The organism is Aliivibrio finisterrensis (assembly GCF_008933155.1).
In the GTDB taxonomy this organism is placed as follows: Bacteria; Pseudomonadota; Gammaproteobacteria; order Enterobacterales; family Vibrionaceae; genus Aliivibrio; species Aliivibrio finisterrensis.
The window spans coordinates 1-26,751 of the sequence record NZ_WBVP01000004.1; the positions used below are offsets into that span (position 1 = coordinate 1).

At 39.9% G+C, this 26,751-nt stretch carries 24 protein-coding genes and 1 tRNA gene; 18 read left to right on the forward strand and 7 right to left on the reverse strand.

Annotated elements, in window-relative coordinates:
• The first annotated feature begins 32 nt into the window (after positions 1–32).
• Positions 33–107 (forward strand) — tRNA-Gln (locus tag F8B77_RS04540).
• A gap of 183 nt (positions 108–290) precedes the next feature.
• On the opposite strand, the gene F8B77_RS04545 is transcribed toward F8B77_RS04540, so the two are convergent.
• A complete protein-coding gene (locus F8B77_RS04545; protein ID WP_151654145.1) occupies positions 291–1,445 on the reverse strand; it encodes a 2-octaprenyl-3-methyl-6-methoxy-1,4-benzoquinol hydroxylase in 1,155 nt (384 codons plus the stop codon).
• Between the two features lie 252 nt (positions 1,446–1,697).
• On the opposite strand from F8B77_RS04545, the gene miaB reads away from it, so the two are divergent.
• From miaB to lnt, 5 genes are all read left to right on the forward strand, one after another.
• Complete coding sequence (gene miaB / locus F8B77_RS04550; protein WP_151654147.1) at positions 1,698–3,122, forward strand: tRNA (N6-isopentenyl adenosine(37)-C2)-methylthiotransferase MiaB; 1,425 nt, start codon at positions 1,698–1,700, stop codon at positions 3,120–3,122.
• Positions 3,123–3,266: 144 nt separating this feature from the next.
• Positions 3,267–4,340, forward strand: a complete 1,074-nt coding sequence (locus tag F8B77_RS04555; protein WP_151654149.1) for a PhoH family protein — start codon at positions 3,267–3,269, stop codon at positions 4,338–4,340.
• Positions 4,341–4,356: 16 nt separating this feature from the next.
• A complete protein-coding gene (gene ybeY / locus F8B77_RS04560) occupies positions 4,357–4,818 on the forward strand; it encodes an rRNA maturation RNase YbeY (RefSeq protein ID WP_151654151.1) in 462 nt (153 codons plus the stop codon).
• 67 nt (positions 4,819–4,885) lie between these two features.
• The gene (gene corC / locus F8B77_RS04565) at positions 4,886–5,764 is read left to right on the forward strand and encodes a CNNM family magnesium/cobalt transport protein CorC (RefSeq protein WP_151654153.1); all 879 of its coding nucleotides are present in this window, start codon (positions 4,886–4,888) and stop codon (positions 5,762–5,764) included.
• 95 nt (positions 5,765–5,859) lie between these two features.
• Positions 5,860–7,365, forward strand: a complete 1,506-nt coding sequence (gene lnt / locus F8B77_RS04570) for an apolipoprotein N-acyltransferase (protein ID WP_151654154.1) — start codon at positions 5,860–5,862, stop codon at positions 7,363–7,365.
• Between the two features lie 67 nt (positions 7,366–7,432).
• Here lnt and F8B77_RS04575 read toward each other — a convergent pair whose 3' ends face one another.
• Positions 7,433–7,915 carry a zinc ribbon-containing protein gene (locus tag F8B77_RS04575; protein WP_151654156.1) on the reverse strand — a complete coding sequence of 161 codons (483 nt, stop codon included), beginning with the start codon at positions 7,913–7,915 and terminating at the stop codon, positions 7,433–7,435.
• Positions 7,916–8,081: 166 nt separating this feature from the next.
• Here F8B77_RS04575 and leuS point away from each other — a divergent pair, with 166 nt between their 5' ends.
• The 12 genes from leuS (at position 8,082) to lipA (ending at position 20,757) form a co-directional block, all read left to right on the forward strand.
• Entirely contained in the window at positions 8,082–10,658 is a 2,577-nt protein-coding gene (leuS, locus tag F8B77_RS04580) for a leucine--tRNA ligase (protein WP_151654158.1), read from the forward strand.
• A gap of 239 nt (positions 10,659–10,897) precedes the next feature.
• Positions 10,898–11,458, forward strand: a complete 561-nt coding sequence (locus F8B77_RS04585) for an LPS-assembly lipoprotein LptE (RefSeq protein WP_165367197.1) — start codon at positions 10,898–10,900, stop codon at positions 11,456–11,458.
• A 2-nt stretch (positions 11,459–11,460) separates the two neighbouring features.
• Positions 11,461–12,495 carry a DNA polymerase III subunit delta gene (gene holA, locus F8B77_RS04590; protein WP_130044776.1) on the forward strand — a complete coding sequence of 345 codons (1,035 nt, stop codon included), beginning with the start codon at positions 11,461–11,463 and terminating at the stop codon, positions 12,493–12,495.
• Between the two features lie 56 nt (positions 12,496–12,551).
• On the forward strand, positions 12,552–12,869 hold the full coding sequence (rsfS, locus tag F8B77_RS04595; protein ID WP_165366864.1) for a ribosome silencing factor: 318 nt from the start codon (positions 12,552–12,554) through the stop codon (positions 12,867–12,869).
• Positions 12,870–12,873: 4 nt separating this feature from the next.
• Positions 12,874–13,344, forward strand: a complete 471-nt coding sequence (gene rlmH, locus F8B77_RS04600) for a 23S rRNA (pseudouridine(1915)-N(3))-methyltransferase RlmH (protein ID WP_060993527.1) — start codon at positions 12,874–12,876, stop codon at positions 13,342–13,344.
• Between the two features lie 6 nt (positions 13,345–13,350).
• Positions 13,351–15,228 (forward strand): penicillin-binding protein 2, encoded by a 1,878-nt coding sequence (gene mrdA / locus F8B77_RS04605; protein WP_208846084.1) that lies wholly within the window; start codon positions 13,351–13,353, stop codon positions 15,226–15,228.
• A complete protein-coding gene (rodA, locus tag F8B77_RS04610; protein WP_151654164.1) occupies positions 15,228–16,349 on the forward strand; it encodes a rod shape-determining protein RodA in 1,122 nt (373 codons plus the stop codon). The genes mrdA and rodA overlap by 1 nt, the downstream gene beginning before the upstream one ends.
• The gene (locus F8B77_RS04615; protein ID WP_151654166.1) at positions 16,349–17,155 is read left to right on the forward strand and encodes a septal ring lytic transglycosylase RlpA family protein; all 807 of its coding nucleotides are present in this window, start codon (positions 16,349–16,351) and stop codon (positions 17,153–17,155) included. Before rodA ends, F8B77_RS04615 begins: the two co-directional genes overlap by 1 nt.
• A 260-nt stretch (positions 17,156–17,415) precedes the next feature.
• Entirely contained in the window at positions 17,416–18,591 is a 1,176-nt protein-coding gene (locus F8B77_RS04620; RefSeq protein ID WP_151654168.1) for a serine hydrolase, read from the forward strand.
• Positions 18,592–18,714: 123 nt separating this feature from the next.
• The gene (gene ybeD, locus F8B77_RS04625) at positions 18,715–18,984 is read left to right on the forward strand and encodes a DUF493 family protein YbeD (protein ID WP_130048771.1); all 270 of its coding nucleotides are present in this window, start codon (positions 18,715–18,717) and stop codon (positions 18,982–18,984) included.
• Between the two features lie 128 nt (positions 18,985–19,112).
• Positions 19,113–19,799, forward strand: coding sequence for a lipoyl(octanoyl) transferase LipB (lipB, locus tag F8B77_RS04630; protein ID WP_207215693.1), 687 nt, complete (start codon positions 19,113–19,115; stop codon positions 19,797–19,799).
• A complete protein-coding gene (lipA, locus tag F8B77_RS04635) occupies positions 19,792–20,757 on the forward strand; it encodes a lipoyl synthase (RefSeq protein ID WP_151654170.1) in 966 nt (321 codons plus the stop codon). The genes lipB and lipA overlap by 8 nt, the downstream gene beginning before the upstream one ends.
• A 262-nt stretch (positions 20,758–21,019) precedes the next feature.
• Here lipA and F8B77_RS04640 read toward each other — a convergent pair whose 3' ends face one another.
• From F8B77_RS04640 to F8B77_RS04660, 5 genes are all read right to left on the reverse strand, one after another.
• Positions 21,020–22,276 (reverse strand): glutamate-5-semialdehyde dehydrogenase, encoded by a 1,257-nt coding sequence (locus F8B77_RS04640; RefSeq protein ID WP_167512762.1) that lies wholly within the window; start codon positions 22,274–22,276, stop codon positions 21,020–21,022.
• 14 nt (positions 22,277–22,290) lie between these two features.
• Positions 22,291–23,400, reverse strand: a complete 1,110-nt coding sequence (gene proB, locus F8B77_RS04645) for a glutamate 5-kinase (protein ID WP_151654172.1) — start codon at positions 23,398–23,400, stop codon at positions 22,291–22,293.
• Positions 23,401–23,567: 167 nt separating this feature from the next.
• Positions 23,568–24,812: an esterase FrsA gene (frsA, locus tag F8B77_RS04650; protein WP_151654174.1), complete on the reverse strand. Its 1,245-nt coding sequence runs from the start codon at positions 24,810–24,812 to the stop codon at positions 23,568–23,570.
• A 141-nt stretch (positions 24,813–24,953) separates the two neighbouring features.
• On the reverse strand, positions 24,954–25,412 hold the full coding sequence (gpt, locus tag F8B77_RS04655; RefSeq protein WP_130044766.1) for a xanthine phosphoribosyltransferase: 459 nt from the start codon (positions 25,410–25,412) through the stop codon (positions 24,954–24,956).
• Positions 25,413–25,447: 35 nt separating this feature from the next.
• Positions 25,448–26,740, reverse strand: a complete 1,293-nt coding sequence (locus F8B77_RS04660; RefSeq protein WP_151654176.1) for an NCS2 family permease — start codon at positions 26,738–26,740, stop codon at positions 25,448–25,450.
• Positions 26,741–26,751 lie beyond the last annotated feature (11 nt).

A 26,751-nucleotide genomic window follows, 5' to 3' on the forward strand; every position in this document is an offset into this window, starting at 1 on the left:
CTTGGTTTAACTACCGATTTAATCTTCTCTGTTGGGATATCGCCAAGCGGTAAGGCACCGGCTTTTGATGCCGGCATTCCCTGGTTCAAATCCAGGTATCCCAACCATTTTTAAGAAAGCCCATCATTAATTTGATGGGCTTTTTTTCGTCTGTACTATTCCTCTTCACATCTCTGCGCACATATCCATGTTCTTTTTATTACGTGATATAAAAAAGGGTGATCAAATGATCACCCTATCTTGTACAGATTCGCTTTACTTATCCTAAGCTCTAGCCCCTGATATTATTTCTATAAACCTAACGCATATTTCAATGCTTGTGTTTTAAACACCCCAGATGAATCTGCTAACTTTAAACCCGCATTTCGTAAAAATTTAACTGGAGGTAAAGAATTACTGAATAAGGTATAAAATAGATCCATACTGGATTGCATCGCTAAATTGTCTATTTTTCGTCTTGATTCGTAAATACGTAACGCTTTATCTGTCTCTGTACCTTTAGATTCTATTTCTTCCAATAATACTTTTACGTCTTTAAAGCCCAAATTTACACCCTGACCCGCTAAAGGATTAATAGTATGGGCTGCATCTCCTAGTAAAACACAGCGATGTTCAACGTATTTTTGAGCATGTCGACGCGTTAAAGGAAAAGAACCATGTTGCTCTACAGTAAACTCCCCCAACTCTTGTGGAAAATGCGCTTTAATTTCTTTTTCTAACTGAAGAGATGTCATAGAAGAGAGTTGTTTAATGCGCTGAGGGGAGTCATACCAAACTAAAGAACCTTTATTTCCATGTAAAGGTAGGAATGAACGAGGACCAGAAGGGGTAAACCACTGCCAAGTAATGTCTTGTTGAGCTTCAGCTGTCTCTATATTGATTAACATACAATGTTGACGATAATCCCAAGCGGTAATACCGATCTTTGCTTTCTGACGAACATAAGAATTAGCACCATCTGCACCAATAACCCATTTTGTTTTAATTTTATTGCGATTATCCAGTGTTAGTTCATTGTGCTCACTAAAAAATTCAAGCTCGATAATTTTAGCCGGTGTAACAACCGTTAAATTCTCATAAGAAGAAAACTCTTGCCATAAACCTAATTGAATCAAACGATTTTCAACGATGAACCCCAGCTGTTCCATATTAAGGCTTTCAGAATGAAAACGAGTTCGGCATTCAGGATGCTCCCAAGTTTCTAAACGCTTATAAGGGCAAACTCTTGTTTTCTTAATGCGCTCCCATGCACCTAACTCATTAAGTAAATCAACGGATGATTGAGAAATAGCAGATACACGTACATCCATTGGTTGGCTATTATCAAAAGAATCTGGAGCTTTATGCTCAATGATAGCAACTTGATACCCTAATTTTGATAAACCAATAGCAGTCGCCGCTCCTACCATTCCACCACCAACGATGGTGTAATCATATTTTTTCATCGTCCATAGACCTTATATGAGTCAATTATTTCCTTCATTCTACCGTGATTTTCACTTAATCTAAATCAATCAGGTTGTGCGAATTAACCTTTCTAGCTCAATACGGCCTAATACCCATAAAATATTCAAGGGTGTCTGCATCTAGTCATTAAGCGCGGAAAGCAGTACAATACGCGCCCTATCCGTTTTGATCGAGCTTGTCTCTCAAAACTGTACCGAATTCTAGTAATAAAATACGAGTGAAAAAGTTACATGACTAAAAAACTGCTAATCAAGACCTGGGGCTGCCAGATGAACGAATACGATTCATCTAAAATGGCCGATCTTTTAGGTGCCGCAAATGGTTATGAATTAACAGAAGATCCAAAAGAAGCGGATGTTCTGTTATTAAATACCTGCTCAATTCGTGAAAAAGCTCAAGAAAAAGTTTTTCACCAATTAGGCCGTTGGAAACATTTAAAAGATAAAAAACCAGACTTAGTGATTGGTGTTGGTGGCTGTGTAGCAACTCAAGAAGGCGACCATATTCGTCAACGCGCTCCTTATGTTGATGTCATTTTTGGTCCTCAAACGCTTCACCGCTTACCAGAAATGATCAAACAGTCTCAATCAAATGAAAAACCAGTAATGGATATTTCATTCCCTGAGATTGAAAAATTCGATAACCTTCCTGAGCCAAAAGCAGAAGGTGCATCAGCGTTTGTTTCTATCATGGAAGGCTGTTCAAAATACTGTACTTACTGCGTAGTTCCTTATACTCGTGGTGAAGAAGTTAGCCGTCCATTAGATGACGTATTATTTGAAATTGCACAACTGGCTGAACAAGGCGTACGTGAAGTAAACCTATTAGGTCAAAACGTAAATGCTTACCGTGGTCCAACGTATGACGGTGATATCTGTACCTTTGCTGAATTGCTACGTATGGTTGCTTCTATCGATGGTATCGACCGTATTCGCTTTACAACAAGTCACCCATTAGAGTTTGGTGATGATATTGTCGCGGTATATGAAGATACACCGGAATTAGTAAGTTTCTTACACTTACCTGTTCAAAGTGGTTCTGATCGCATCCTAACGATGATGAAGCGTCCTCATACTGCAATTGAATATAAATCAATTATTCGTAAATTACGCAAAGCTCGTCCGGATATTTTAATTAGCTCTGACTTTATCGTCGCTTTCCCTGGCGAAACAGATAAAGACTTCCAAGACACAATGAAGCTAATTAAAGACGTTGATTTCGATATGAGCTACAGCTTTGTTTTCTCTGCTCGTCCTGGGACTCCTGCAGCTGATTATCCATGCGATATTCCTGAGCAAACAAAGAAAGATCGTTTAGCTGAGCTACAACAACAAATTAACTTCCAATCGTCGCGTTACTCTCGCCTAATGCTAGACACTGTACAACGTGCACTTGTAGAAGGTCCGTCAAAACGTAACCCAATGGAATTACGTGCTCGTACTGAAAACAACCGTGTAGTTAACTTTATCGGTAGCCCTGATTTAATTGGTCAATTTGTTGATATTCACATTACTGAATCATTCACTAACTCTCTACGCGGTAACCTCGTGCGTACAGAAAAAGAAATGGGTTTACGCGTTGCGGTATCTCCAACAGAGATGATGGAAAAAACACGCCGTGAAGATGATCTTGGTGTAGGTACTTTTACGCCATAATGTGACATCCTCAATAAAATCAAAAACTAAAAAGATGATTAAGGTTTCTTGATCATCTTTTTTCTTATTTAACCTTGAGATAATTTATACTTTACCCAATAAATAATAGATAAGCATTTGTAATTAGCATTCTGAGAGGCAATCTTGAGCATTAAAACAACCAAATTAGAGTTGACCTTAGAGCCAGCAGACAATCACCGTTTATCTAGCCTTTGTGGTCCATTTGATGACAATATCAAACACCTTGAACGCCGCTTAGGTGTCGAAATCAATTATCGAGGCAACGAATTTACCGTCGTTGGTAAACCTCATACTGTTTCAGCCACTATCGACATCCTCAAAGATCTATACGTCGATACTGCTCCTATAAAAAATCAATACCCTGATATTGAACCAGAACAAATTCATTTAGCGGTGAAAGAGTCGGGGATTTTAGAACAAGCTAAAGAAGAAGTCTCAACCATTCCTTACGGAAAAGAGATCTTCATAAAAACCAAGAAAGGCCTAATTAAGCCAAGAACTGAAAATCAAGCCCAGTACGTAACCAACATGGTAACTCACGATATTACCTTTGGTATTGGCCCTGCAGGCACAGGGAAAACCTACCTTGCCGTTGCTGCTGCCGTTGATGCTTTAGAACGCCAAGAAGTTCGTCGTATCCTGTTAACTCGACCAGCGGTTGAAGCGGGTGAAAAATTAGGATTTTTACCAGGTGATCTTAGCCAAAAGGTTGACCCGTATTTACGCCCTCTTTATGATGCGCTATTTGAAATGTTTGGCTTTGAGCGTGTTGAGAAACTTATTGAACGCAACGTTATTGAAGTAGCACCACTTGCTTATATGCGTGGTAGAACCCTTAACGATGCCTTTATCATCCTTGATGAAAGTCAAAACACCACCGTAGAACAAATGAAAATGTTCTTAACCCGTATTGGCTTTAATTCACGAGCGGTTATCACAGGGGATGTAACCCAGATTGATTTACCTCGTGGGGCTAAATCTGGTCTTCGTCATGCCGTTGAAGTTCTTTCTGAAGTCGATGAAATCAGCTTTAATTTCTTTATTGCAGATGATGTTGTTCGCCACCCAGTTGTTGCTCGAATTGTAAATGCTTATGAAAAATGGGAAGCAAAAGATCAAAAAGAGCGTAAACTAGAAGAAATACGCAGAAAGCAAGAGCGTGATGCTCGTATTGCTGACGCAGAAAATAATAAGTAACACAATCAGGTGAACAATGAGTATTGAACTCGATCTACAAATTGCATGTGAAGATGAAAGCGGCTTACCATCAGGAAAAGAACTGATGACGTGGTTAAATGCCGTTATTCCACAGTTTCAACCACAAGCTGAATTAACTATCCGTATTGTAGATGAAAAAGAAAGTCATGAATTAAATCACGAATATCGTGGTAAAGATAAGCCAACTAATGTACTTTCATTTCCGTTTGAAGCGCCTCCTGGTATTGAAATTGACCTACTTGGTGATTTAATTATTTGTCGCCAAGTTGTTGAGAGCGAAGCTATTGAACAAAATAAGCCATTATTAGCACATTGGGCTCATATGGTTGTACACGGTAGTCTGCATCTGCTAGGTTATGACCATGTCGAAGATGATGAAGCTGAAGAGATGGAATCACTCGAAACCGAATTAATGCAAGGTATGGGATTTGAAGACCCATACATTACTGAGAAATAACCACGGGATAATCCGTAGTTACTAATGTGCGCTATCCACATTGATAGCATTTACTTTAAAAGAAGCCATGAACGACGAAAATTCACAGAGTACAGAAGGTCCGAGTAGAAAGTCCTTCTTAGGACGCCTTTCACAATTTTTCCAAGGAGAGCCTAAAGATCGCCAAGACCTAGTTGATGCATTTAGAGACTCTGAAGAAAATGAAGTTATCGACCATGATACCCGAGACATGCTTGAGGGTGTAATGGAAATAGCGGAAATGAGAGTAAGAGACATTATGTTACCTCGCTCTCAAATGGTTACGGTCGAGAAAACTCAAGACCTTGAATCACTGATAGCAACCATCATTGAAGCGTCTCACTCACGCTACCCTGTGATCAGTGAAGACAAAGACCATGTTGAAGGTATACTCCTTGCGAAGGACTTACTAAGATACTTAGGCTCTGACTGTGAAGCCTTTGAAATAGAGCAAGTTATTAGACCTGCTGTTGTAGTACCAGAAAGCAAACGTGTTGATAAGCTTTTAAAAGAGTTTAGAGAAGAACGTTACCACATGGCCATTGTAGTTGATGAGTTTGGTGGGGTTTCTGGTCTTGTTACTATCGAAGATATTCTTGAAGAAATCGTTGGTGACATTGAAGATGAATTTGATGACGAAGAAGAAAAAGACATTCGTCAGTTAAGTAAACATACCTTTGCGGTAAAAGCCTTAACTGAAATTGAAGACTTTAATGACGCGTTTTCAACTAACTTCAGCGACGAAGAAATAGATACTGTTGGCGGACTAGTATTAACTGGTTTCGGTCATTTACCAGAAAGTGGTGAAACGATTGAAATTTCAGGTTTTACATTCAAAGTCACTGCTGCTGACAACCGTCGAATTATTCAACTTCAAGTAACGATTCCTGATAAAGAATCGGAACATAAAGAACCTGAAGCAGAATAATGCAATCAGCCACTGACATCCTCAGTGGCTGAACTTTATCTAACTTATACAGACTAACTCTCTTTCGCTACCTACATCTATTTGAGTTATAGCCAATGCCTTTACTTTCTCACTACGCCATCCGTCTTCTTATTGCTCTGCTTTCAGGCGCAAGCGCTACCCTTGCTTTTGCTCCCTACTCTTTATGGCCTTTTGCTTTTATTGCCCCTTTACTTCTTTTATTGCTATTGCATAAACAAACAACAAAAAAAGCAACGTGGTTGGGTTTTTTTTGGGGCTTAGGTTACTTTGGTGCCGGTGTGAGTTGGGTCCACGTCAGTATCGACAACTTTGGTGGCATGCCAGTCGCTGCCAGCCTATTTTTAATGATAGGGTTAATCAGCTACCTTGCGTTATATCCCATGCTATTCTCGTTTCTTTTACAACGAATTTTTAGTAACCATAAGCTAACGAAATACTTATTAGCCGCTCCGGCGCTTTGGCTTGTCACCGATTGGCTGCGTGGTTGGGTATTTACCGGATTCCCATGGTTGTGGCTAGGTTACAGTCAAATAGATAGCCCACTGTCTGCTTGGGGCCCAATATTTGGTGTAGAAGGCATAACCCTAATGATCCTGATTTCTGCAGGGGCAATGGTATACAGCCTTCTGGAAAAAAAATGGACTTTGCTTTTACTCCCAGCAGTCATCATTGCCAGTTCTTTTGCAATCAAACCATTTGATTGGGTTACACCTCAATCAGACAAAGCAACAAAAGTAGCGCTAATCCAAGGAAATGTTAATCAAGCAATTAAATGGCTGCCAAGAGAGCGTTGGCCAACCATCATGAAATACATGGATTTGACACGCAAGAATTGGGATGCAGATTTAATTGTGTGGCCAGAAGCGGCAATCCCTGCGTTAGAGATTGAAATTCCAAGCTTTTTACGCAACCTTGATAGCGCAGCCACCATGAATAACAGCACAGTTATTACTGGTATTGTTGGCCAAAGTCCAACCGGGAACTTCTATAACAATATTATTTCACTTGGTGTAAATGGTACCAAAGGGTACAACTATCAAGATCAACCGAGATACAGCAAACACCACTTACTTCCATTTGGTGAATTTGTTCCTTTTGAAAACTTATTACGCCCTATCGCACCAATCTTTAACCTGCCAATGTCATCATTCAGTCGTGGTGATTATATTCAACCCAACATGGAAGCCAGCGGCACACAATTAGCCCCTGCATTATGCTACGAAATCGTTTATGGCGAACAGGTCAGAGAAAATATCACACCACAAACTGATTATATTTTAACCCTATCTAATGATGCTTGGTTTGGTACTTCGATTGGCCCACTACAACATATGGAAATGGCACAAATGCGTGCTTTAGAGCTAGGAAAGCCTGTTATTCGTTCAACAAATAACGGCGTAACGGCAATCACAGATCACAAAGGCAATATAACGAAACAAATTCCTCAGTTCACTACCGCTGTATTGCGAGGCGAAGTGATACCAACCATAGGTACAACGCCATATCGTTACTGGGGTTCATGGCCTTTATACCTATTAGTCTTTTTATCTTTACTTCTTGCTTGGCGGAAAAGAGTCTAATTAAATACTATCGGTCTGTATCTCCTAATTGATATACAGACCTTTCTACTTTAGAAAATAAGTTCAACTATGGCTTAAGAGATACTCGGGTAAACTCCTCATTCTCGCAATGCGTACAAGGCTGAATAATTTGTGCGTGATTAAATTGCTCACGATGGCCACATTTCTCACACACCAAAATACCAAGCCCTACGACTTCACCAGCCTGATAAACGCCTTGATGTGCTAAGTCATCAAACATCTCATGCCATTCAATTTGTGTTTTATCGGTTATTTCAAGCAAACCGTGCCAAATAGAATCAGAGATTAATCGATAAAAAGGCGAATCAGGGAACGTTGTTTTGCTCTTTTCGTAATTCTGAGCAAACTCCTTCATGTCTCGTTTTACATAACTTGAAATTAACGCCAATTCATCTTTGGTCATATCAGAAGCTGCGTCCACCACTTCTTCGGATGATTTCGCCCAGAGTTCAAATTCTTCAGGGCTTCTTTCTAACACATTCATTACGCGCTCTAAGACGGCGTTATAACCTGTTTTTTGCTTAGACATAAGTCACCTCCAAGAATTCGCTAGATTTATATAGCGAAGAGTGAGTTAAAGGTTATCAGGTCGCTTGAGTATAAGCGCTCCATTAGTTATTCTATGCCGATCAAGTATTATCTGATCAAACCGATCTCACATTTTTTGTGATCCACTGACATAACTGGGTAAATCGATGCAAGAACAATATAATCCACAGGATCTTGAACAAAAGATCCAAAAACATTGGGACGACAACAAAACGTTTGTTGTGACTGAAGACGCAAGCAAAGAAAAATTCTATTGCCTCTCAATGTTCCCATACCCAAGTGGTCGTCTACACATGGGTCACGTTCGTAACTACACCATCGGTGATGTGGTTTCTCGCTACCAGCGTCTACAAGGCAAAAACGTAATGCAACCTATCGGTTGGGATGCGTTTGGTCTTCCTGCTGAAAATGCAGCGGTAAAAAATAAAACAGCGCCTGCGCCGTGGACTTACGAAAACATCGAATACATGAAAAACCAGCTTAAACTATTAGGCTTTGGTTACGATTGGAACCGTGAATTTGCAACCTGTACGCCTGAGTACTACCGTTGGGAACAAGAGTTCTTCACTAAACTGTACAACAAAGGTTTAGTTTACAAAAAAACGTCTTCTGTGAACTGGTGTCCAAATGATCAAACAGTTCTTGCAAACGAACAAGTTGAAGACGGTTGTTGTTGGCGTTGTGATACCCCTGTTGAGCAAAAGAAAATCCCACAGTGGTTCATTAAAATTACAGAATACGCACAAGAGCTTCTTGATGATCTAGATAATCTTGATGGTTGGCCTGAAATGGTTAAAACCATGCAACGTAACTGGATCGGCCGCTCTGAAGGCGTAGAGTTATCTTTTGCTGTTAACGGCGAAGAAGCACCTTTAGAAGTATATACCACACGTCCAGATACGCTAATGGGTGTTACTTACGTTGGCATCGCAGCAGGTCATCCTCTTGCTGAAAAAGCGGCGGCAACTAACCCAGAGCTATTCGCTTTCACTGAAGAGTGTCGCAATACTAAAGTTGCCGAAGCTGAATTAGCAACGATGGAAAAGAAAGGTATGGATACTGGCCTACGTGCTATCCACCCTCTTAATGGTCGTGAAGTTCCAATCTATGTAGCAAACTTCGTATTAATGGATTACGGCACAGGTGCAGTAATGGCCGTTCCAGCTCACGATCAACGTGACTTCGAATTCGCAACTAAATACAATTTGGATATTATTCCAGTAATCAAGCCTGAAGATGGTTCTGATGTAGACGTTTCTGAAGCGGCTTACACAGAAAAAGGCGTTCTGTTTGATTCTGGTGAATTCGACGGTCTTGCTTTCCAAGAGGCATTTGATGCAATCGCTGCGAAACTAGAAGCAGAAGGTAAAGGCAAGAAAACAGTCAACTTCCGTCTACGTGACTGGGGTGTTTCACGCCAACGTTACTGGGGTGCTCCAATCCCAATGGTAACAACTGAAGATGGTGAAGTTCACCCAGTGCCTGCAGATCAATTACCAGTTATTCTTCCTGAAGATGTAGTAATGGATGGCGTAACTAGCCCTATCAAAGCCGATAAAGAATGGGCGAAAACCACATTTAATGGCGAGCCAGCACTTCGTGAAACAGATACCTTTGATACCTTCATGGAATCATCTTGGTACTATGCACGTTACTGTTCACCACAAGCTGACGATATTCTAGACCCAGAAAAAGCAAACTACTGGTTACCAGTAGACCAGTACGTTGGTGGTATTGAACATGCATGTATGCACCTTCTTTACTCTCGCTTCTTCCATAAGCTTCTACGTGATGCGGGTTATGTAAATTCTGACGAACCATTCAAGCAGCTTTTATGTCAAGGTATGGTACTTGCAGATGCATTTAGCCACACTAATGAAAAAGGCACAAAAGAGTGGATCGCACCAACAGATGTAACGATTGAGCGTGACGCAAAAGGTCGTATAGAGAAAGCAATCGACAACCAAGGCCGTAACGTTGACCACTCAGGCATGATCAAAATGTCTAAGTCTAAAAACAACGGTATTGACCCTCAAGAGATGGTTGATAAGTTTGGTGCTGATACAGTGCGTCTATTCATGATGTTTGCAGCACCTGCTGATATGACTCTAGAATGGCAAGAATCAGGCGTTGAAGGCGCAAGTCGTTTCCTTAAGCGTGTATGGAAATTAGTTCACGAGCACACAACAAAAGGCGCAACTGACGCGTTAGATGTTGCCGCTCTTTCTGGTGACCAAAAAGCACTACGTCGTGATGTTCATAAAACGATTGCAAAAGTAAGTGATGATATTGGCCGCCGCCAAACATTCAACACTGCGATTGCTGCAATCATGGAATTGATGAACAAGCTTAATAAAGCACCTCAAGGATCAGCACAAGATCGTGCCCTTCTTGATGAGGCTCTAAAAGCGGTTGTTGTTATGCTTTACCCTATGACACCACATGCAAGCTTTGCAATGTGGGACGCATTAGGTGAATCGAACATCGATACAGCAGCATGGCCAACATTTGACGAAAAAGCACTTGTTGAAGATGAAAAAACTATCGTTGTTATGATCAACGGTAAGTTACGTGCAAAACTGATCGTTGCTGCAGATGCAACTGAAGAGCAAGTTAAAGAGCTTGGTCTAAAAGATGAAAACGCAATCAAGTTCCTAGATGGTTTAACGATTCGTAAAGTAATCTATGTACCTGGTAAACTGTTAAATATCGTAGCTAACTAATATTAACCAGTTAGTACTATTTAAACGTAAAAAGTAATTTGAACCTTTTATCAGATTACTTTTCTATTTAAAGCATAAGCGGATAGCCGCTTATGCTTATTTAACTGCTTTATTTTGAAACGACAAATTAATTAGAACAGTTAAATAAGCATTCTTACACCACTTGAGGGAGTTACTCGGTGAAACGTCTTTTATCTCTATTTTCTCTTCGAACCATTATTGTTCTGACTCTTTCACTTATGGTTTCAGCCTGTGGATTCCACTTGCGCGGTAATTATTTATTACCAGAAGAACTGCATGAAGTTTCTCTGACCAGTTTTGACCAATACAGTGATTTGACCCGTAATGTGCAAAAACAATTAAGAATGAATGGGATCCGTCAGGTTGCACCAACAACCGTAACGCCTAGCTTAAATTTAATCAGTGAAAGTCTTGGTGAGCGTACTCTATCTCTTTATCAAAATAGCAGAGCAGCAGAAAAAGCGCTGACCTATACCGTTACTTATAGCGTACTTATCCCTGAACATGACATTAAAACGTATACGACATCAGTAAACCGTAACTACCTTGATAACCCATTAACTGCCTTAGCGAAATCGGTAGAACGTGACATGATCGAAGATGAAATGCGAACGCAGGCTGCTGAGCAAATTTTACGTCAAATGGCACGTTTAAAAGCAGACGACACACCAGTAGGCACAAGTGTTGAAACAGCAACGCTTGATGATGATACTGAAAGTAAAGTGACAACCAAAGAAGTTATTGAAACGATGGATACATCGACAGGAAATATTCAATAGTCATGAGAGTATTTCCCGAACAACTTGTTCAAAATCTTGAAAGAGGTTTACGTCAGAGCTACTTATTATTTGGCAATGAACCGCTTTTAAAACAAGAAAGTCTCGATGCCATTCGTCAAGCTGCAATAAAACAAGGGTTTGAAGAGAAGCACCAATTTACGCTAGATAAGCAACTTGATTGGGAATTAATCTTTGATTGCACCCAAGCATTAAGCCTATTTTCATCTCGACAAATATTGGAACTCACTATTCCTGATACCGGCTTGACGACTGCACATACCAATAAAATAAAAGAATTGGTTCCAGCACTTCACGATGATATTCTGCTGATTTTTCAAGGGCCAAGAGTCAACAAAGCACAAGAAAATACGCAATGGTTTAAAGCACTAACTCAACTTGGATTATTTGTTCCGTGTAATACACCTGATAATCAACAGTTACCACGCTTTATTCAACAACGCTGTAAAACGTTGAAATTAAAACCTGATGCTGAAGCAGTACAAATGCTTGCCCAATGGCATGAAGGTAACTTATTAGCCCTTGCTCAAAGCTTAGATAAACTGGCGCTGCTATACCCAGACGGCTTATTAACCTTAATTCGTATTGAGGAAGCGTTAAATAGAAATAACCATTTCACTCCATTCCAATTGGTAGATACATTATTGTCAGGCCAAGCTAAACGTGCACAACGTATCTTGCGCCAATTAGAAAGTGAAGGGATGGAAGTGGTGATTTTACTAAGAACGTTACAAAAAGAGCTCTTCCTGCTACAAAATTTTCAGCAGGCAATAACTCAAGGCGAAGCTATGTTTACGGTTTTCGACCGATATAAAGTCTGGCAAAATCGTCGTTCACTGTATCAATCCGCATTGCAACGACTGCCCATGCCACAGATACAACTACTGATTCGTTCACTGGCATTAATGGAAGTAGCAACCAAAACTGACTTTGATACCAACTGTTGGCCACAACTTAGCCAATTGACGTTAGATATGTGTAATATTCACATTTCAGTGACACCCAACTTATCTCATTGATTGAGTATCACTGATATACTCTTCCATAAATACTCCATTTCATCTAGGTGATTACTTTGCAAGATAAAGAACTTCATGATTTTCTATTCAACCATGTTGACGATATGAAAGCCGAAAACATCATTACTCTTGATGTTCGCGATAAATCAAGCATTACTGATTTTATGATTGTCTGTACGGGTACTTCTAAACGCCACGTTAGTTCTATTGCTCTGAACGTATCAGATAAATCAAAAGAAATTGGTTTAATGCCTTATGGTATTGACGGTGAAGCGGAAGGTGAATGGGTGGTTGTTGATATGGGAAATGTCATGATCCACATTCTGCAACAAGAGCACCGTGAGCTATATCAACTAGAAAAGTTGTGGAGCTAATTTAATGAAGCTTCAATTAATTGCTGTTGGTACAAAAATGCCGAAATGGGTAGAAGAAGGCTATAAAGAATACAGCCGTCGCTTCCCGAAAGACATGCCACTTGAGCTTGTTGAAATTACCGCTGGAAAACGTGGTAAAAATGCCGATATCGCTCGTATTCTTCAAAAAGAAGGCGAAGCCATGCTTGCAGCAGTTCCTAAAGGTAATCGTATTGTAACTCTTGATATTCCTGGCAAGCGTTGGGATACTGAACAATTAGCAGAGCAACTTGAAGTTTGGAAATTAGACGCTCGTGACGTATCCATTCTTATTGGTGGCCCAGAGGGACTTTCCCCTGCCTGTAAAGCAGCAGCAGAGCAAAGCTGGTCTTTATCTCCACTCACTCTTCCACACCCTCTTGTTCGAGTTGTTATGGCAGAAAGCCTATACCGAGCATGGAGTATTACAGCCAATCACCCTTACCACAGAGAATAAGAGTTGATTAAGCGCAAACGCACACAAATTCGTGATTACCACGCTGAAACGAGACTATTTGCTTCTCGAGCAATCGTCTCGTTTGCGGGGATCATTGTGCTTATTGGTCTGCTATTGAGCAATTTGTACAATATTCAGATTAATGAGTTTCAAGATTATAAAACACGTTCGAACGACAACCGCATTAAAATCGTTCCTATCGCTCCGAATCGAGGGTTAATTTACGACCGTAATCATTTACCTCTTGCGGAAAATCGCCCTGTTTTTAATTTAGAAATCACCCCTGATAAAGTAAAAGATTTACCTTTATTGCTTACTGAGCTCCAAGGTATTTTACCGATTACTCAGGATAATATTGATCACTTTCAAAAAGAACGTCGTCGTACTCGTCGTTTCAGATCTGTACCAATTTTATCCCAGTTAACTCAGGAGCAAGTGTCCGTTTTTGCGGTTAATCAACACAAATTCTCTGGTGTTGAAGTTAAGGCGTATTTAAAACGCTTCTATCCTTATGGCAAAACCTTTACCCACGTCCTTGGCTATGTTGCTAAAATTAATGATCGAGATCTAGCCCGTTTAGCTCGTGAAGAAAAAGACGCAAATTATCAAGCTACGCGTGATATAGGTAAACTTGGTATTGAACGTTATTACGAAGATATCCTTCATGGAACCGCAGGTTATCAAGAAGTTGAAGTCAACAGTCGTGGTCGTATTGTTCGTACACTAAAATATGTACCACCAATTCCAGGAAAAGATATCGTCTTAAATCTAGACGTAGAGCTACAACAATTTGTTGAAAAACAACTTGATGGCCGACGCGGTTCAGCCATTGTACTAGAGCCGAAAACCAGTGCTGTATTAGCGATGGTCTCAAGCCCTAGTTATGATCCAAACTTATTTGTGCATGGTATTTCTAGTAAAAATTATAATTCATTATTAAATAACCCAGATCGCCCACTAGTCAACCGAAGCACTTTAGGTATTTATCCACCCGCTTCTACAGTAAAACCATTTATTGCCGTTTCAGCATTACAAGAAAAAATAGTCACCACCGAAACGACTCGTAATGATCCTGGCTATTGGCGTATTCCTAATTCTAAAACCAAACCATTTAGAGACTGGAAACGCTGGGGGCATGGAACGGTTAACTTAAAACAATCAATTGAAGAATCTGTAGATACTTTTTTCTATCAAATCTCTTTTGATATGGGGATCGATAAACTTTCAACGTGGATGATGAAGTTTGGCTTTGGTGATTACACTGGCATCGATATTCATGAAGAAAGTAAAGCCAACATGCCCACTCGCGATTGGAAAGTGGCACGCTTTAGAACGCCTTGGTATCAGGGCGATACCATTCCGGTAGGCATCGGGCAAGGATATTGGACAGCAACGCCAATGCAAATAGCTAAAGCTACAGCTGTACTTACCAATCACGGTAAAGTACGAGCACCTCATTTGCTAAAAGCCATTATTGATGACCAGCATGAAATGCCTTTTGAACCTGAGCCCTATCCACCAATATCTGGGGTAAAAGATAGCTATTGGCAATTAGCCATTGATGGCATGATTCTAGTTAATCATGGTCGAATGGGGACAGCAAGGCGTGCTTTTGCTGGTACTCCTTATGTAAGCGCGGGTAAATCAGGTACATCTCAGGTCTTTGGATTAAAAGAAGACCAAGAGTATAACGCCGACGAAATTGCTGAACACTTAAGGGATCACGCCCTATTCACTGGCTTTGCTCCAGCAAAAGATCCAAAAGTCATTGTGTCTCTTGTTCTTGAAAATGGCGGGGGTGGTTCCAGTCAGGGTGGACCAATTGCAAGAAATGTATTTGATTATGTATTACTGCCAAAATCAGAAGAGGTGACTAAAAAGTAATGAGAGTTGATATTGCTTCAGGAAAGAATCGTGATTTTTTCCACCGTTTCCATTTAGATTTACCCCTACTTCTGGGGATATTAACCCTTATGGCTGCTGCATTAATTATAATGTATAGCGCCAGTGGTCAAAGTCTATTAATGATGGATAAGCAAGCAATGCGAATGCTATTGTCACTTGGAGTCATGCTGCTTTTAGCTCAAATATCGCCAAGAGCTTATGAAGCAGCAGCGCCCTATTTATTCAGCCTTGGCATTATTTTATTGCTTGGCGTGCTTTTTTTTGGTGAAGCTTCTAAAGGGGCACAGCGATGGCTTAATTTCGGGTTTATTCGCTTTCAGCCTTCAGAACTTATTAAGCTAGCCGTCCCTTTAATGGTTGCTCGCTATATCGGTAATCAACCTCTTCCACCCACAATTAAAACACTATTTTGCGCATTGTTAATGGTGTTTATCCCAACAATCATGATCGCCAAACAGCCCGATTTAGGCACCTCAATCTTAATTGCAGCTTCTGGTATCTTTGTGATTTTTCTAGCAGGGATCAGTTGGAAAATAATCTGCGCGGCAGCGGTAGCCGTTGGTGGTTTTATCCCCATTTTATGGTTCTTCTTAATGCGCCCCTATCAAAAAGTAAGGGTACAAACCTTATTTAATCCAGAATCAGACCCACTTGGTGCTGGCTACCATATTATTCAATCAAAAATCGCAATTGGCTCTGGTGGGCTAGGTGGTAAAGGATGGTTACACGGAACGCAGTCTCAATTGGAATTTATTCCTGAACGTCACACCGACTTTATTTTTGCTGTAATCGCTGAAGAATGGGGTTTGATTGGTGTTATCGCCCTTTTATCCATTTATTTATTCATCATTGGTCGCGGACTCTTTTTAGCAAGTAAAGCTCAAACAGCCTTTGGTCGAATGATGGGGGGCAGCGTTGTCTTAAGTTTCTTCGTCTATATCTTTGTAAATATTGGTATGGTAAGTGGTATTTTACCTGTCGTTGGCGTTCCACTTCCTTTAGTAAGTTATGGTGGTACTTCCATGGTTACCCTAATGGCCGGTTTCGGTATATTAATGTCAATCCATACTCATAGAAATGTTCACTCTAAGGTTAATTAATGCGTATTCTGTTACTTACTATCTCGCTTATATTAGTAGGTTGTGCTTCTGAGCCACCAGTAAATCAAGAAGAGTCTAATGCCGGTCGTTATCAAATAGACAGTGATATCGCCCCTAACTCACCAATATCAGTTAAGCACATTGAAGATGCTCACCCTCGCTATGAGCCTAAAAGCCTTTCAGGAAATAAAGACTATACGTTACTAGGTAAAGATTATCCGATTGTAAAAAAACCAAAAGGCTTTACTCAAGAGGGCATAAGTTCTTGGTATGGTAAGAAATTCCACGGCCACAAAACCTCTAATGGAGAGGTATATGATATGTACTCAATGAGTGCAGCCCATAAAACACTGCCTATCCCAAGTTATGTCAAAGTTACGAACAAAGATAACGGCAAGGCGGCGATTGTCAGAGTCAATGATAGAGGGCCATTTCATGACGGGCGTATTATTGATTTAAGTTTTACCGCAGCCACAAAACTTGATGTGATTAAAACAGGCACAGCAAATGTGAAAATTGAATATATTTCTGTTGAAAAACCAGCCAACCCTCAAGATTGGCATGCCATCGATCCAAACCAATATCATATTCAAATGGTTGCTGTAAAAAATGAAGACAGCGCAAAAAAAGCAGCTTTACAATTACAAAAGCAATTTGATGCTCCAACCAACATAGTAAAATCGGATTCCGTATTCCGGGTTCGTTTAGGGCCATTTATTGATCGTGATCTTGCCGATGCTACCCTGTTAAAAGCAAAAAACAGTCGCTATTCATCTGCGTTTATTCTTCAAGAAGCAAAAAAATAATGAGCTTAAATGTCAGTATTACGTGAATATTGTAACCAGATATCCACCCTCATTTATAATGCAAATATTAATTGAACTAATCAAATGCACCATTGTCTTTATATAACAATAAGATAGCCTTTAATATAATTTCATATCCCATGTGTTTTATTAGCTATCTTTTCATATAAAATCAGTTATTTAATTACACATCTGGTCATGATATTCAAATCTGCTATTATGTATGCAGTTTCACTACCTCACAGTGCAAAGTTATTATTATGAAAAAATCAGCGAAACAGTTAAAACGAATTATTTTATCCAGCTTTATTCTTGCCTCTAGTGTTGCAGTTGCTGCACCAGCCGTCATCCCGAACGCTCCGCAAATTGCTGCGAAGGGTTATGTACTGATGGATTATCACTCAGGCAAAGTTCTTGCTGAAAAGAACATGAATGAGCGAATGAACCCAGCAAGTTTAACTAAAATGATGACAAGTTATGTTATAGGCCAAGAAATCGAAAGTGGCAATATTTCGATGGATGACGATGTTGTTATCAGTAAAAATGCGTGGGCTAAAAACTTCCCTGGTTCTTCAAAAATGTTCATTGAAGTAGGCAGCACAGTTAAAGTTCGAGATCTAAACATGGGTATCATCGTTCAATCAGGTAATGATGCTTGTGTTGCTATGGCTGAACACGTAGCGGGTTCTGAAGATGCTTTTGTGGATCTAATGAACGCTTGGGGACGTACATTAAAACTTGAAAATACCCATTTTGGTAATGTGCACGGTCTAGATAGCGATGATCTATACTCTACGCCTTATGATATGGCATTAATCGGACAAGCATTAATCCGTGATGTACCAGAAGAATATCGTGTATATTCTGAAAAGTCATTCACTTACAATGGCATTACCCAATACAACCGTAATGGTCTGTTATGGGATAAGAGCATGAATGTTGATGGTATCAAAACCGGTCATACTGACGGTGCTGGCTATAACTTAGTAAGCTCTGCTACTGAAGGAAAAATGCGTTTAATTGCTGTAGTTATGGGCACTAAATCAAGCAATGCACGTAAAGCAGAAAGTAAAAAACTGCTTAATTACGGCTTCCGATTCTTCGAAACAGTGTCTCCACATAAAGCAAACGAAACATTCGTAACTGAAAAAGTGTGGATGGGTAGCACTGACGAAGTCGCTCTAGGTGTTGCTGAAGATACTTATGTAACACTTCCTCGCGGTCAAGCAAAGAAAATGACAGCAAGCTTTGTATTAGAAAAAACGCTTGAAGCTCCTATTTACAAAGGTGATGTTGTTGGTAAGCTTTTCTACCAAGTAGATGGTCAAGACATTGCTGAATACCCACTGCTTGCGTTAAATGATGTTGAAGAAGGTGGTATCTTCAGCCGTCTTATCGATTACATTGTATTAATGTTCAAGGGTTGGTTAAGCTAATAACAGAGTAATCAATGAATAAAAGGTGGCTTCGGTCACCTTTTTTTATTTCTCTTGTTATCTGACTTAGGTCACAGTAAAATTCCCTTCTTACTATTTATCCACTCTCGATTGGAGACGGTTATGCAAGAGCAATCAAAGCTAAAAGATCTTCTAGAATTCCCATGTAAATTTACTTATAAAGCCGTTGGCCTTGCTCATGAACAACTGCCTGAACTTGTTCTTGAGGTAATTCAACGTCATGCACCTGGCGATTATACTCCAGCAGTAAAACCAAGTGGCAAAGGTAACTACCACTCTGTATCAGTAAGCATTACTGCTACATCTATTGAGCAAGTAGAAACGCTATACAAAGAGTTAGCTGAGATTGAAATCGTTCGTATGGTTTTATAATCAGATACAGGGCATTTTTTAGAGATAAATAGTGCCCGACTTCTGCTATTTTTGATATACCCCTACATTTCTTATCTATTCCTTCCTTTCTATCCTTGCTATCATTAGCGCAAATTTTCAAATCAAGTGTGATCCTATTGAACAAGCGTCTCGTTGTTAAAAACCTTGGCCGACAAGATTATGAACCGGTATGGAAAGCAATGCATACTTTTACTGATGAGCGTGATGAAAATACATGCGATGAAGTGTGGTTGGTAGAACATAACCCTGTATTTACTCAAGGACAAGCTGGTAAAGAAGAGCACGTACTTGCTGCTGGAGATATTCCAATAGTAAAAAGTGATCGTGGTGGACAAGTCACCTATCATGGACCAGGTCAACTAGTTGCTTATGTTCTTATCAACTTACGCCGTAAAAACACAGGCGTTCGTGAATTAGTAACGCATATTGAAAATACGGTAATAAATACGCTGCAACAATTTGGTGTAGTGTCTGCAGCACGACCTGATGCTCCGGGCGTGTATGTTGATAATAAAAAGATATGCTCACTTGGATTACGCATTCGAAAAGGGTGTTCATTCCATGGATTAGCACTAAATGTAAATATGGATCTTTCTCCTTTCCTTCGTATTAACCCTTGTGGTTATGCTGGAATGGAAATGGCACAACTGCACGACTTATTAAAAGAAGATGATAAGGTAGAGAATAAAGCAGAACACGTTGAAGATGTTCATCCTCTACTGATTAAAGAATTAACAACATTACTTGATTACACAGATATCGAGTACTTAACGGAAAGCAGCGATCATGAGTAAGCCAATTCAAATGGAAAAAGGCGTGAAATACCGCGATGCCGATAAAATGGCTCTAATTCCAGTTAAAAATATGCCAACAGAAAAAACAGAAGTATTACGTAAACCAGATTGGATGAAGATCAAACTGCCATCAAGCAGTAAACGTATTGATGAGATTAAATCTGCAATGCGTAAAAACAATCTTCATTCTGTTTGTGAAGAAGCGTCTTGCCCTAACTTAGCAGAATGTTTTAACCACGGTACTGCGACCTTTATGATCTTAGGTGCTATTTGTACTCGCCGTTGTCCTTTCTGTGATGTTGCCCATGGTCGCCCTGTGGCTCCTGAAGCTGAAGAACCAAAAAAATTAGCAAAAACAATACAAGATATGAAGTTGAAGTATGTGGTTATTACTTCAGTTGACCGTGATGATTTACGTGATGGTGGAGCACAACACTTTGCAGATTGTAACCGTGAAATCCGTGAGCTAAATCCTGACATCCGAATTGAAACCTTAGTACCTGATTTCCGTGGTCGTATGGATCGTGCATTAGAAGCAATGATCGATAACCCACCAGATGTTTTCAACCATAACTTAGAAACGGCTCCTCGCCTTTATCGTAAAGTTCGCCCAGGCGCGAACTACCAATGGTCTCTGGACTTATTAAAGAAATTCAAAGAGCAGCACCCTGAAGTTCCGACAAAATCTGGTGTGATGATGGGATTAGGCGAAACCAAAGAAGAAATCATTGAAGTCTTAAAAGATTTACGAGCTCATGGTGTAACAATGCTGACATTAGGTCAATACTTAGCACCAAGTCGCCACCACTTACCTGTTGAGCGCTACGTTCCACCCGCTGAGTTTGATGAGTTAAAAGAAATCGCACTAGAGCTTGGATTTACTCACGCAGCTTGTGGACCTTTTGTTCGCTCTTCTTACCATGCTGATCTTCAAGCTAAAGGCGAAGAAGTTAAGTAATTCAGGATTCAGGATTCAGGATTCAGGATTCAGGAAACGAAAAAAGGTTGACGTTTTGGCGTCAACCTTTTTATTTATACCATTCTGGATAAGTAGTTGTTCAGATAATTGCGTAGGAAAAATCGATTAGAGCAAGGCATAAATTACAGTAACTAGTGGATCTAATTACAAAATTTATAACGCAGATATAATCGATTTTCACAAGCAAGAATGATCAAATACTTATGTAGATTGGTATTAGTAGATGCTAATTGAAGAGTGATTAACTACGAATTAGATAATCTGCTTTACCAACCCACTTATAGCTTGTTAGCTCTTCTAAGCCCATTGGACCACGTGCGTGAAGCTTCTGAGTTGATACCGCAACTTCTGCACCTAAACCAAACTGAGCGCCATCAGTAAAGCGTGTTGATGCATTTACGTATACCGCAGCTGATCCCGCCGTATTAATAAACTTCTCAGCGGATTCAATGTTGTTAGTTAAGATGGTATCTGAATGGCTCGCGTTATGCTTTTGCATATGTGCTGCTGCTTCATTAACATCAGCAACCACTTTAACGCCTAATGTGTAGCTAAGCCATTCTGTATCGAAATCACCTTCTTGCGCTTCACGTAATGATACGCCTTCAAAATCTTTTAATAATGCATACGCTTTAGGTCCTGCAACTAACTCAACACGGCCTGCCATATTATCGGCAAGTAGTGCTAAAAACTGTGGTGCTACCGCCTCATGAACCAATAGCGTATCTAACGCATTACACGCAGATGGACGTTGAGCTTTTGAATTATCAACAACGACTAAGGCTCTTTCTAAATCCGCGCTTTCATCAACAAACGCATGGCTAATACCAAATCCACCGATGATCACAGGAATAGAGCTGTTTTCTTTACACATTTTGTGTAAACCAGCACCACCACGTGGAATAATCATATCAACATAATCATCCATGGTTAGAAGCTGTGATACTAACTCTCGGTCTGGTTTTTCAATGTATTGAACAGATGCAGCTGGTAACCCTGCTTTTTCTAAAGCAACTTGAATAACCTTAACTAACTCCATATTGGAGAAGAACGTCTCTTTACCACCACGTAAAATACTGGCATTACCTGTTTTTAAACACAAAGAAGCGATATCAATCGTTACATTTGGGCGTGCTTCATAGATAACACCAATAACCCCAATTGGCACACGACGACGAGATAATGACATCCCATTTTCAAGGACTTTACTGTCAATTTCACTACCAACAGGATCGTTTAAACTAATAACATTACGTACGTCATTAGCAATACCAACTAAACGCTCTTCAGTGAGTAATAGACGATCTTGCATTGCATCTGAAATGCCTGCTTCAACAGCAGCTTTAATGTCTTTTGCATTAGCAGCTAATATAGCGTCTTTATTTGCTTCTAGCTCATCAGCAATAATGGCTAGCGCCTTGTTCTTTTGTGCTGTTGGAGCAACAGCCAAATCAAATGCAGCGGCTTTTGCTGCTTGACCCATAGTGGTTAAATTCACAATATATCCTTTTACTAAATCAGTACTAAATCATCACGATGGATAGCTACAGGGCCATATTCGTAGCCTAATACTGCGTAAATATCCTGACTGTGTTTTCCTAAAATCTTAGTCAAATCATCACTCGAATAACGTGAAATACCACGAGCAATCAATTCGCCTTTTGTATTAACAATTTTGGCTACGCCACCACGAATAAAGTGACCAGAAACCTCAGTAATACCTTTGCTTAATAAACTACTGCCTTTTTGCTGAACCGCATTTACCGCGCCATCATCAATAACAATACTGCCTTTTGATAGAGGCCCAGCCAAGATCCAACGTTTACGGCTTTCTAAAGCACACTCTACCGGTAAGAATTTCGTACCTTGAGGCTTAGAGTTCACAACATCGGTAATTACATTTTCTGCACTGCCAGCTGCGATAATTACTTCAATGCCTGCTCGACGTGCCACATCCGCGGCTTGTAGCTTAGTTGCCATACCACCAGTACCTAACGTGGTACCACTGCCACCAGCAATCTTGCGCAGTGTTTCATCGATAGTATGAACTTCTTTAATCAGTTCTGCTTTTGGATCTTTACGTGGGTCAGCAGTAAACAAACCTGATTGATCTGTTAATAATAGTAATTTATCTGCACCAGCCAAAATACCCACTAACGCAGAAAGGTTATCGTTATCACCCACTTTAATTTCATTGGTTGCTACTGCGTCGTTTTCGTTAACAATAGGCACAATGTTATTTTTAAGTAGCGCAGTTAGCATATCTCGCGCATTTAAATAACGCTCACGGTCATCTAAATCTGCGCGGGTAAGTAGCATTTGACCGACATCAACACCATAAATACCAAATAAACTCTGCCATGCTTGAATTAAGCAACTTTGACCAACAGCAGCCAGTAACTGCTTATTGGCCATGGTTTTGGGTAGCTCGGGGTAGTTAAGATGCTCACGGCCAGCGGCAATAGCCCCAGACGTAACAACGATAACCTGATGACCCGCTTTTTTTAGCTGAACACATTGGCGAACTAACTCAACCATGTGTGCTCTGTCTAATTTTAATGTGCCACCTGTGAGTACACTTGTACCAAGTTTAACGACTATGGTTTGAGATTGTGTATTCAATTCCCTACTACCTATTTTACTTAATAAATGATGTAATTATTACGACGATAATCATCGTAATATAATTGGAATAACTGTAACTACTTTTAGCAAGCAAATCAGAACAGCACAAGCCTAAAATAGCATTTAATAACATTTCACTTTAATAAAATGGATAAAAAGTCAGATTATTGCTTCATCTCTTCTTTTATCCACTCAATCATCTGATTTAGTGCCTCTTCGTAGCCACTATGCAAGGTCTTACTTTTTAATTCAATCCCTTTGCCATACTGGCTAAATAAAGATGCCAATTTATTATCCGACTTTGGTGAAACAGGATCACCTTGTAATCCAATCGAAAGGATCGATACTGGTGTTTTTCTTCCTCCAGATAAAAAACCTTGATTCTTTAATGACCAAGCCTGCATTTGACTTGTGAGACTATTGATATCAACAACTTGCTTTACTAGTCGAGAAGCCAATACATCCAAATACATCTTAGGCATTTTTTTCAAGGAAGCGGAATCAGATAATATACTATGAATTGGAGCACCTAAGGCTACACAAGCCTTTAATCTGCTTGGTTCCAAAAAGGAGAGACGTAATGCTGCATTACCTCCAAATCGAAAACCCATAACCGCAGCATGAAAACGGTCTACCCATGGGATATTTGGCAAATGATTAAGTACAGCTTGGTGTAAACAACTAGAATCTTCAGTCAAAGGCCAATGGGAGCTATGACCAATCGATGGCATGTCTAGCGTTAACATTGCGATATTGTTTGGTGCTAGAAAATCTCGATACAAACGCCACATATCCGTTTGTAATGAATCCATCCCCCCGCTAACAATAACAACAGGTAAAGGTTTTTCTGTACTTGGCAGATGCAAATAACAGGTGATTTTTCGTCCCTGATAAGGAACCAATATTTTCTCTACTCGATGAGACGATTCTTTTGCTGCCATCTCATACGCTTGATTGGCAAGAACCTGAGCCTGAGTTGCAAGATTATCCCCTTTTATATGCGGATATCCGGCAATGCTAAAATAAAGACTGGCTTTAAAGAGTTCCTCAGCAGCTTCATCTCCTTTCAGATCGGCTGCTCTTTTTTGGTGATCCATTCCTGCATGAATCCACTCATAAGCCCAATTACCAGAGTGATAGCCACTGACTGTATCTAACCATTCATCACGAGTTCTATGTTTATCACTATTCGCAATTCGAGCAAGCAGTAATTCTAACTCTACCGGCTCTACACCTTGCCAAATCCATTGAGGTCGACGCAGCTCTCTATACCAACGACGATCATGAATATTAGAAGATATCTGCTCTGCACTGCTTGGAAGATAAGGAACAAGGCCTGAGGTTTCTAAGGCTTGTTTATTATTTTTAAATAATGTAACGGAGAGGTTTTCACTTTCAGGCTGAGTCATATATCAACTACCACTAATACAAAGGTTCATAGCCATTACTATATACTGAAAGAGAAATAAGAAATACGTAGAGTGTAATAAAATCAAATTCAAGGCAAAAAAATGGCCCTATTTAAGGACCATTAATCAATTAACTTGCGATTATTTTTTCGCAATAGGATCAACGTATGTTACCGCCATATCCCATGGTTGTTCAATCCACGTATCTTGTGGGATATCTACAATGTAAGTATCCACTAAGTGAATTCCTGCAGGCTTAGCACATACAGTTACTAGCTTACCTTTAGGATACATTTCACGTAATTTAACCGCTGTATCACCGCTGTCAACAAGATCATCAATGATGATAAAGCCTTCACCGTCACCTTCCATTGCTTTAACCACTGTCATGTCACGCTGATGATCATGGTCATAGCTTGAGATACATACTGTATCAACATAACGGATATTTAACTCACGAGCTAAGATAGCAGCAGGAACTAAACCACCACGGCTCACCGCCAAAATACCTTTCCATTGTTCCGCAGGAAGTAACTGCTCAGCAAGCTGGCGAGTATACATCTGCATGTTGTCCCAAGTGATTACAAATTTGTTAGCCATAATAGACAAAACCTCTAAAAAGCATAGACAGAAGACTATGCCGTAAAAATAAATTTCAGCGTGAATAGTGCCGCAAGAACCCAAACACTGATGTGAACATCACGACCTTTACCACTTAGCAATTTAATTGCCGCATAAGAGATAAAGCCTAAAGAAATGCCATCAGCAATAGAGAAGGTTAAAGGCATCAGTAAGCATACCACAACAACAGGGGCTGCTTCAGTAAGATCTCGCCAATCAATGCTCACAAGACCTGACATCATTAAAATTGCTACATAAAACAATGCTCCAGCAGTTGCATAAGCTGGAACCATACCTGCTAAAGGTGAGAAAAATAATGCAAGAAGAAATAATACACCAACAACAACAGCAGTTAAGCCAGTACGCCCGCCAGCAGCAACACCAGAAACACTTTCAATATAAGATGTTGTATTTGATGTACCTAATAAAGCACCAACAGAAGTCGCTGTTGAGTCAGCTAATAATGCTTTATTTAAACGAGGGATATTTCCATCTTTATCCATGATGCCCGCTTTCTGAGACACGCCAACTAAAGTCCCTGCTGTATCAAATAAATCAACAAACAAGAAAGCAAAAACAACAGTCAACATGCTCAATTCAAACGCACTAGAAAAGTCTAATTGTAAAAATGTTGGTGCGATACTTGGTGGCATTGACATAATGCCTGCGTATTGAACATCACCGAAAAGTAATGAAAGAGCAGTAACCGCTAAAATAGCGATCATTACAGCAGCTTTATAACCACGATGAACCAATGCAATCGTTAAAAAGAAAGCCAATGCCCCCATTGCAGCAGGAAAACCGTTAATAGCTCCCATTGAAATTAAAGTTGCTGGATTATCAACAACGATACCTGAATTTTTTAATGCAATAAAAGCCAGGAATAAACCAATACCCGCAGAGATGCCCGTTCGTAAAGAAAGAGGAATTGAATTAATAATCAATTCTCTAATTTTAAACAAGCTTAACAATATAAATAGAACACCAGATATAAATACAGCCGCTAATGCAACCTGCCATGTATGCCCCATACCTAAAACAACGGTATAAGTGAAGAAAGCGTTTAGTCCCATTCCTGGAGCTTGCGCAATTGGGAAATTAGCAACAAATCCCATAATAAAACAACCGATTGCAGCAGCAATACAAGTTGCAACAAATACTGCACCTTTATCCATACCGGCATCAGCTAAAATAGCTGGATTAACAAAAATAACATAAGCCATAGTTAGGAAGGTGGTTAACCCTGCAATAATCTCAGTACGAACATTCGTACCGTTTTCTTTCAGTTTAAATAGTTTCTCAAGCATTTGAGTAATCC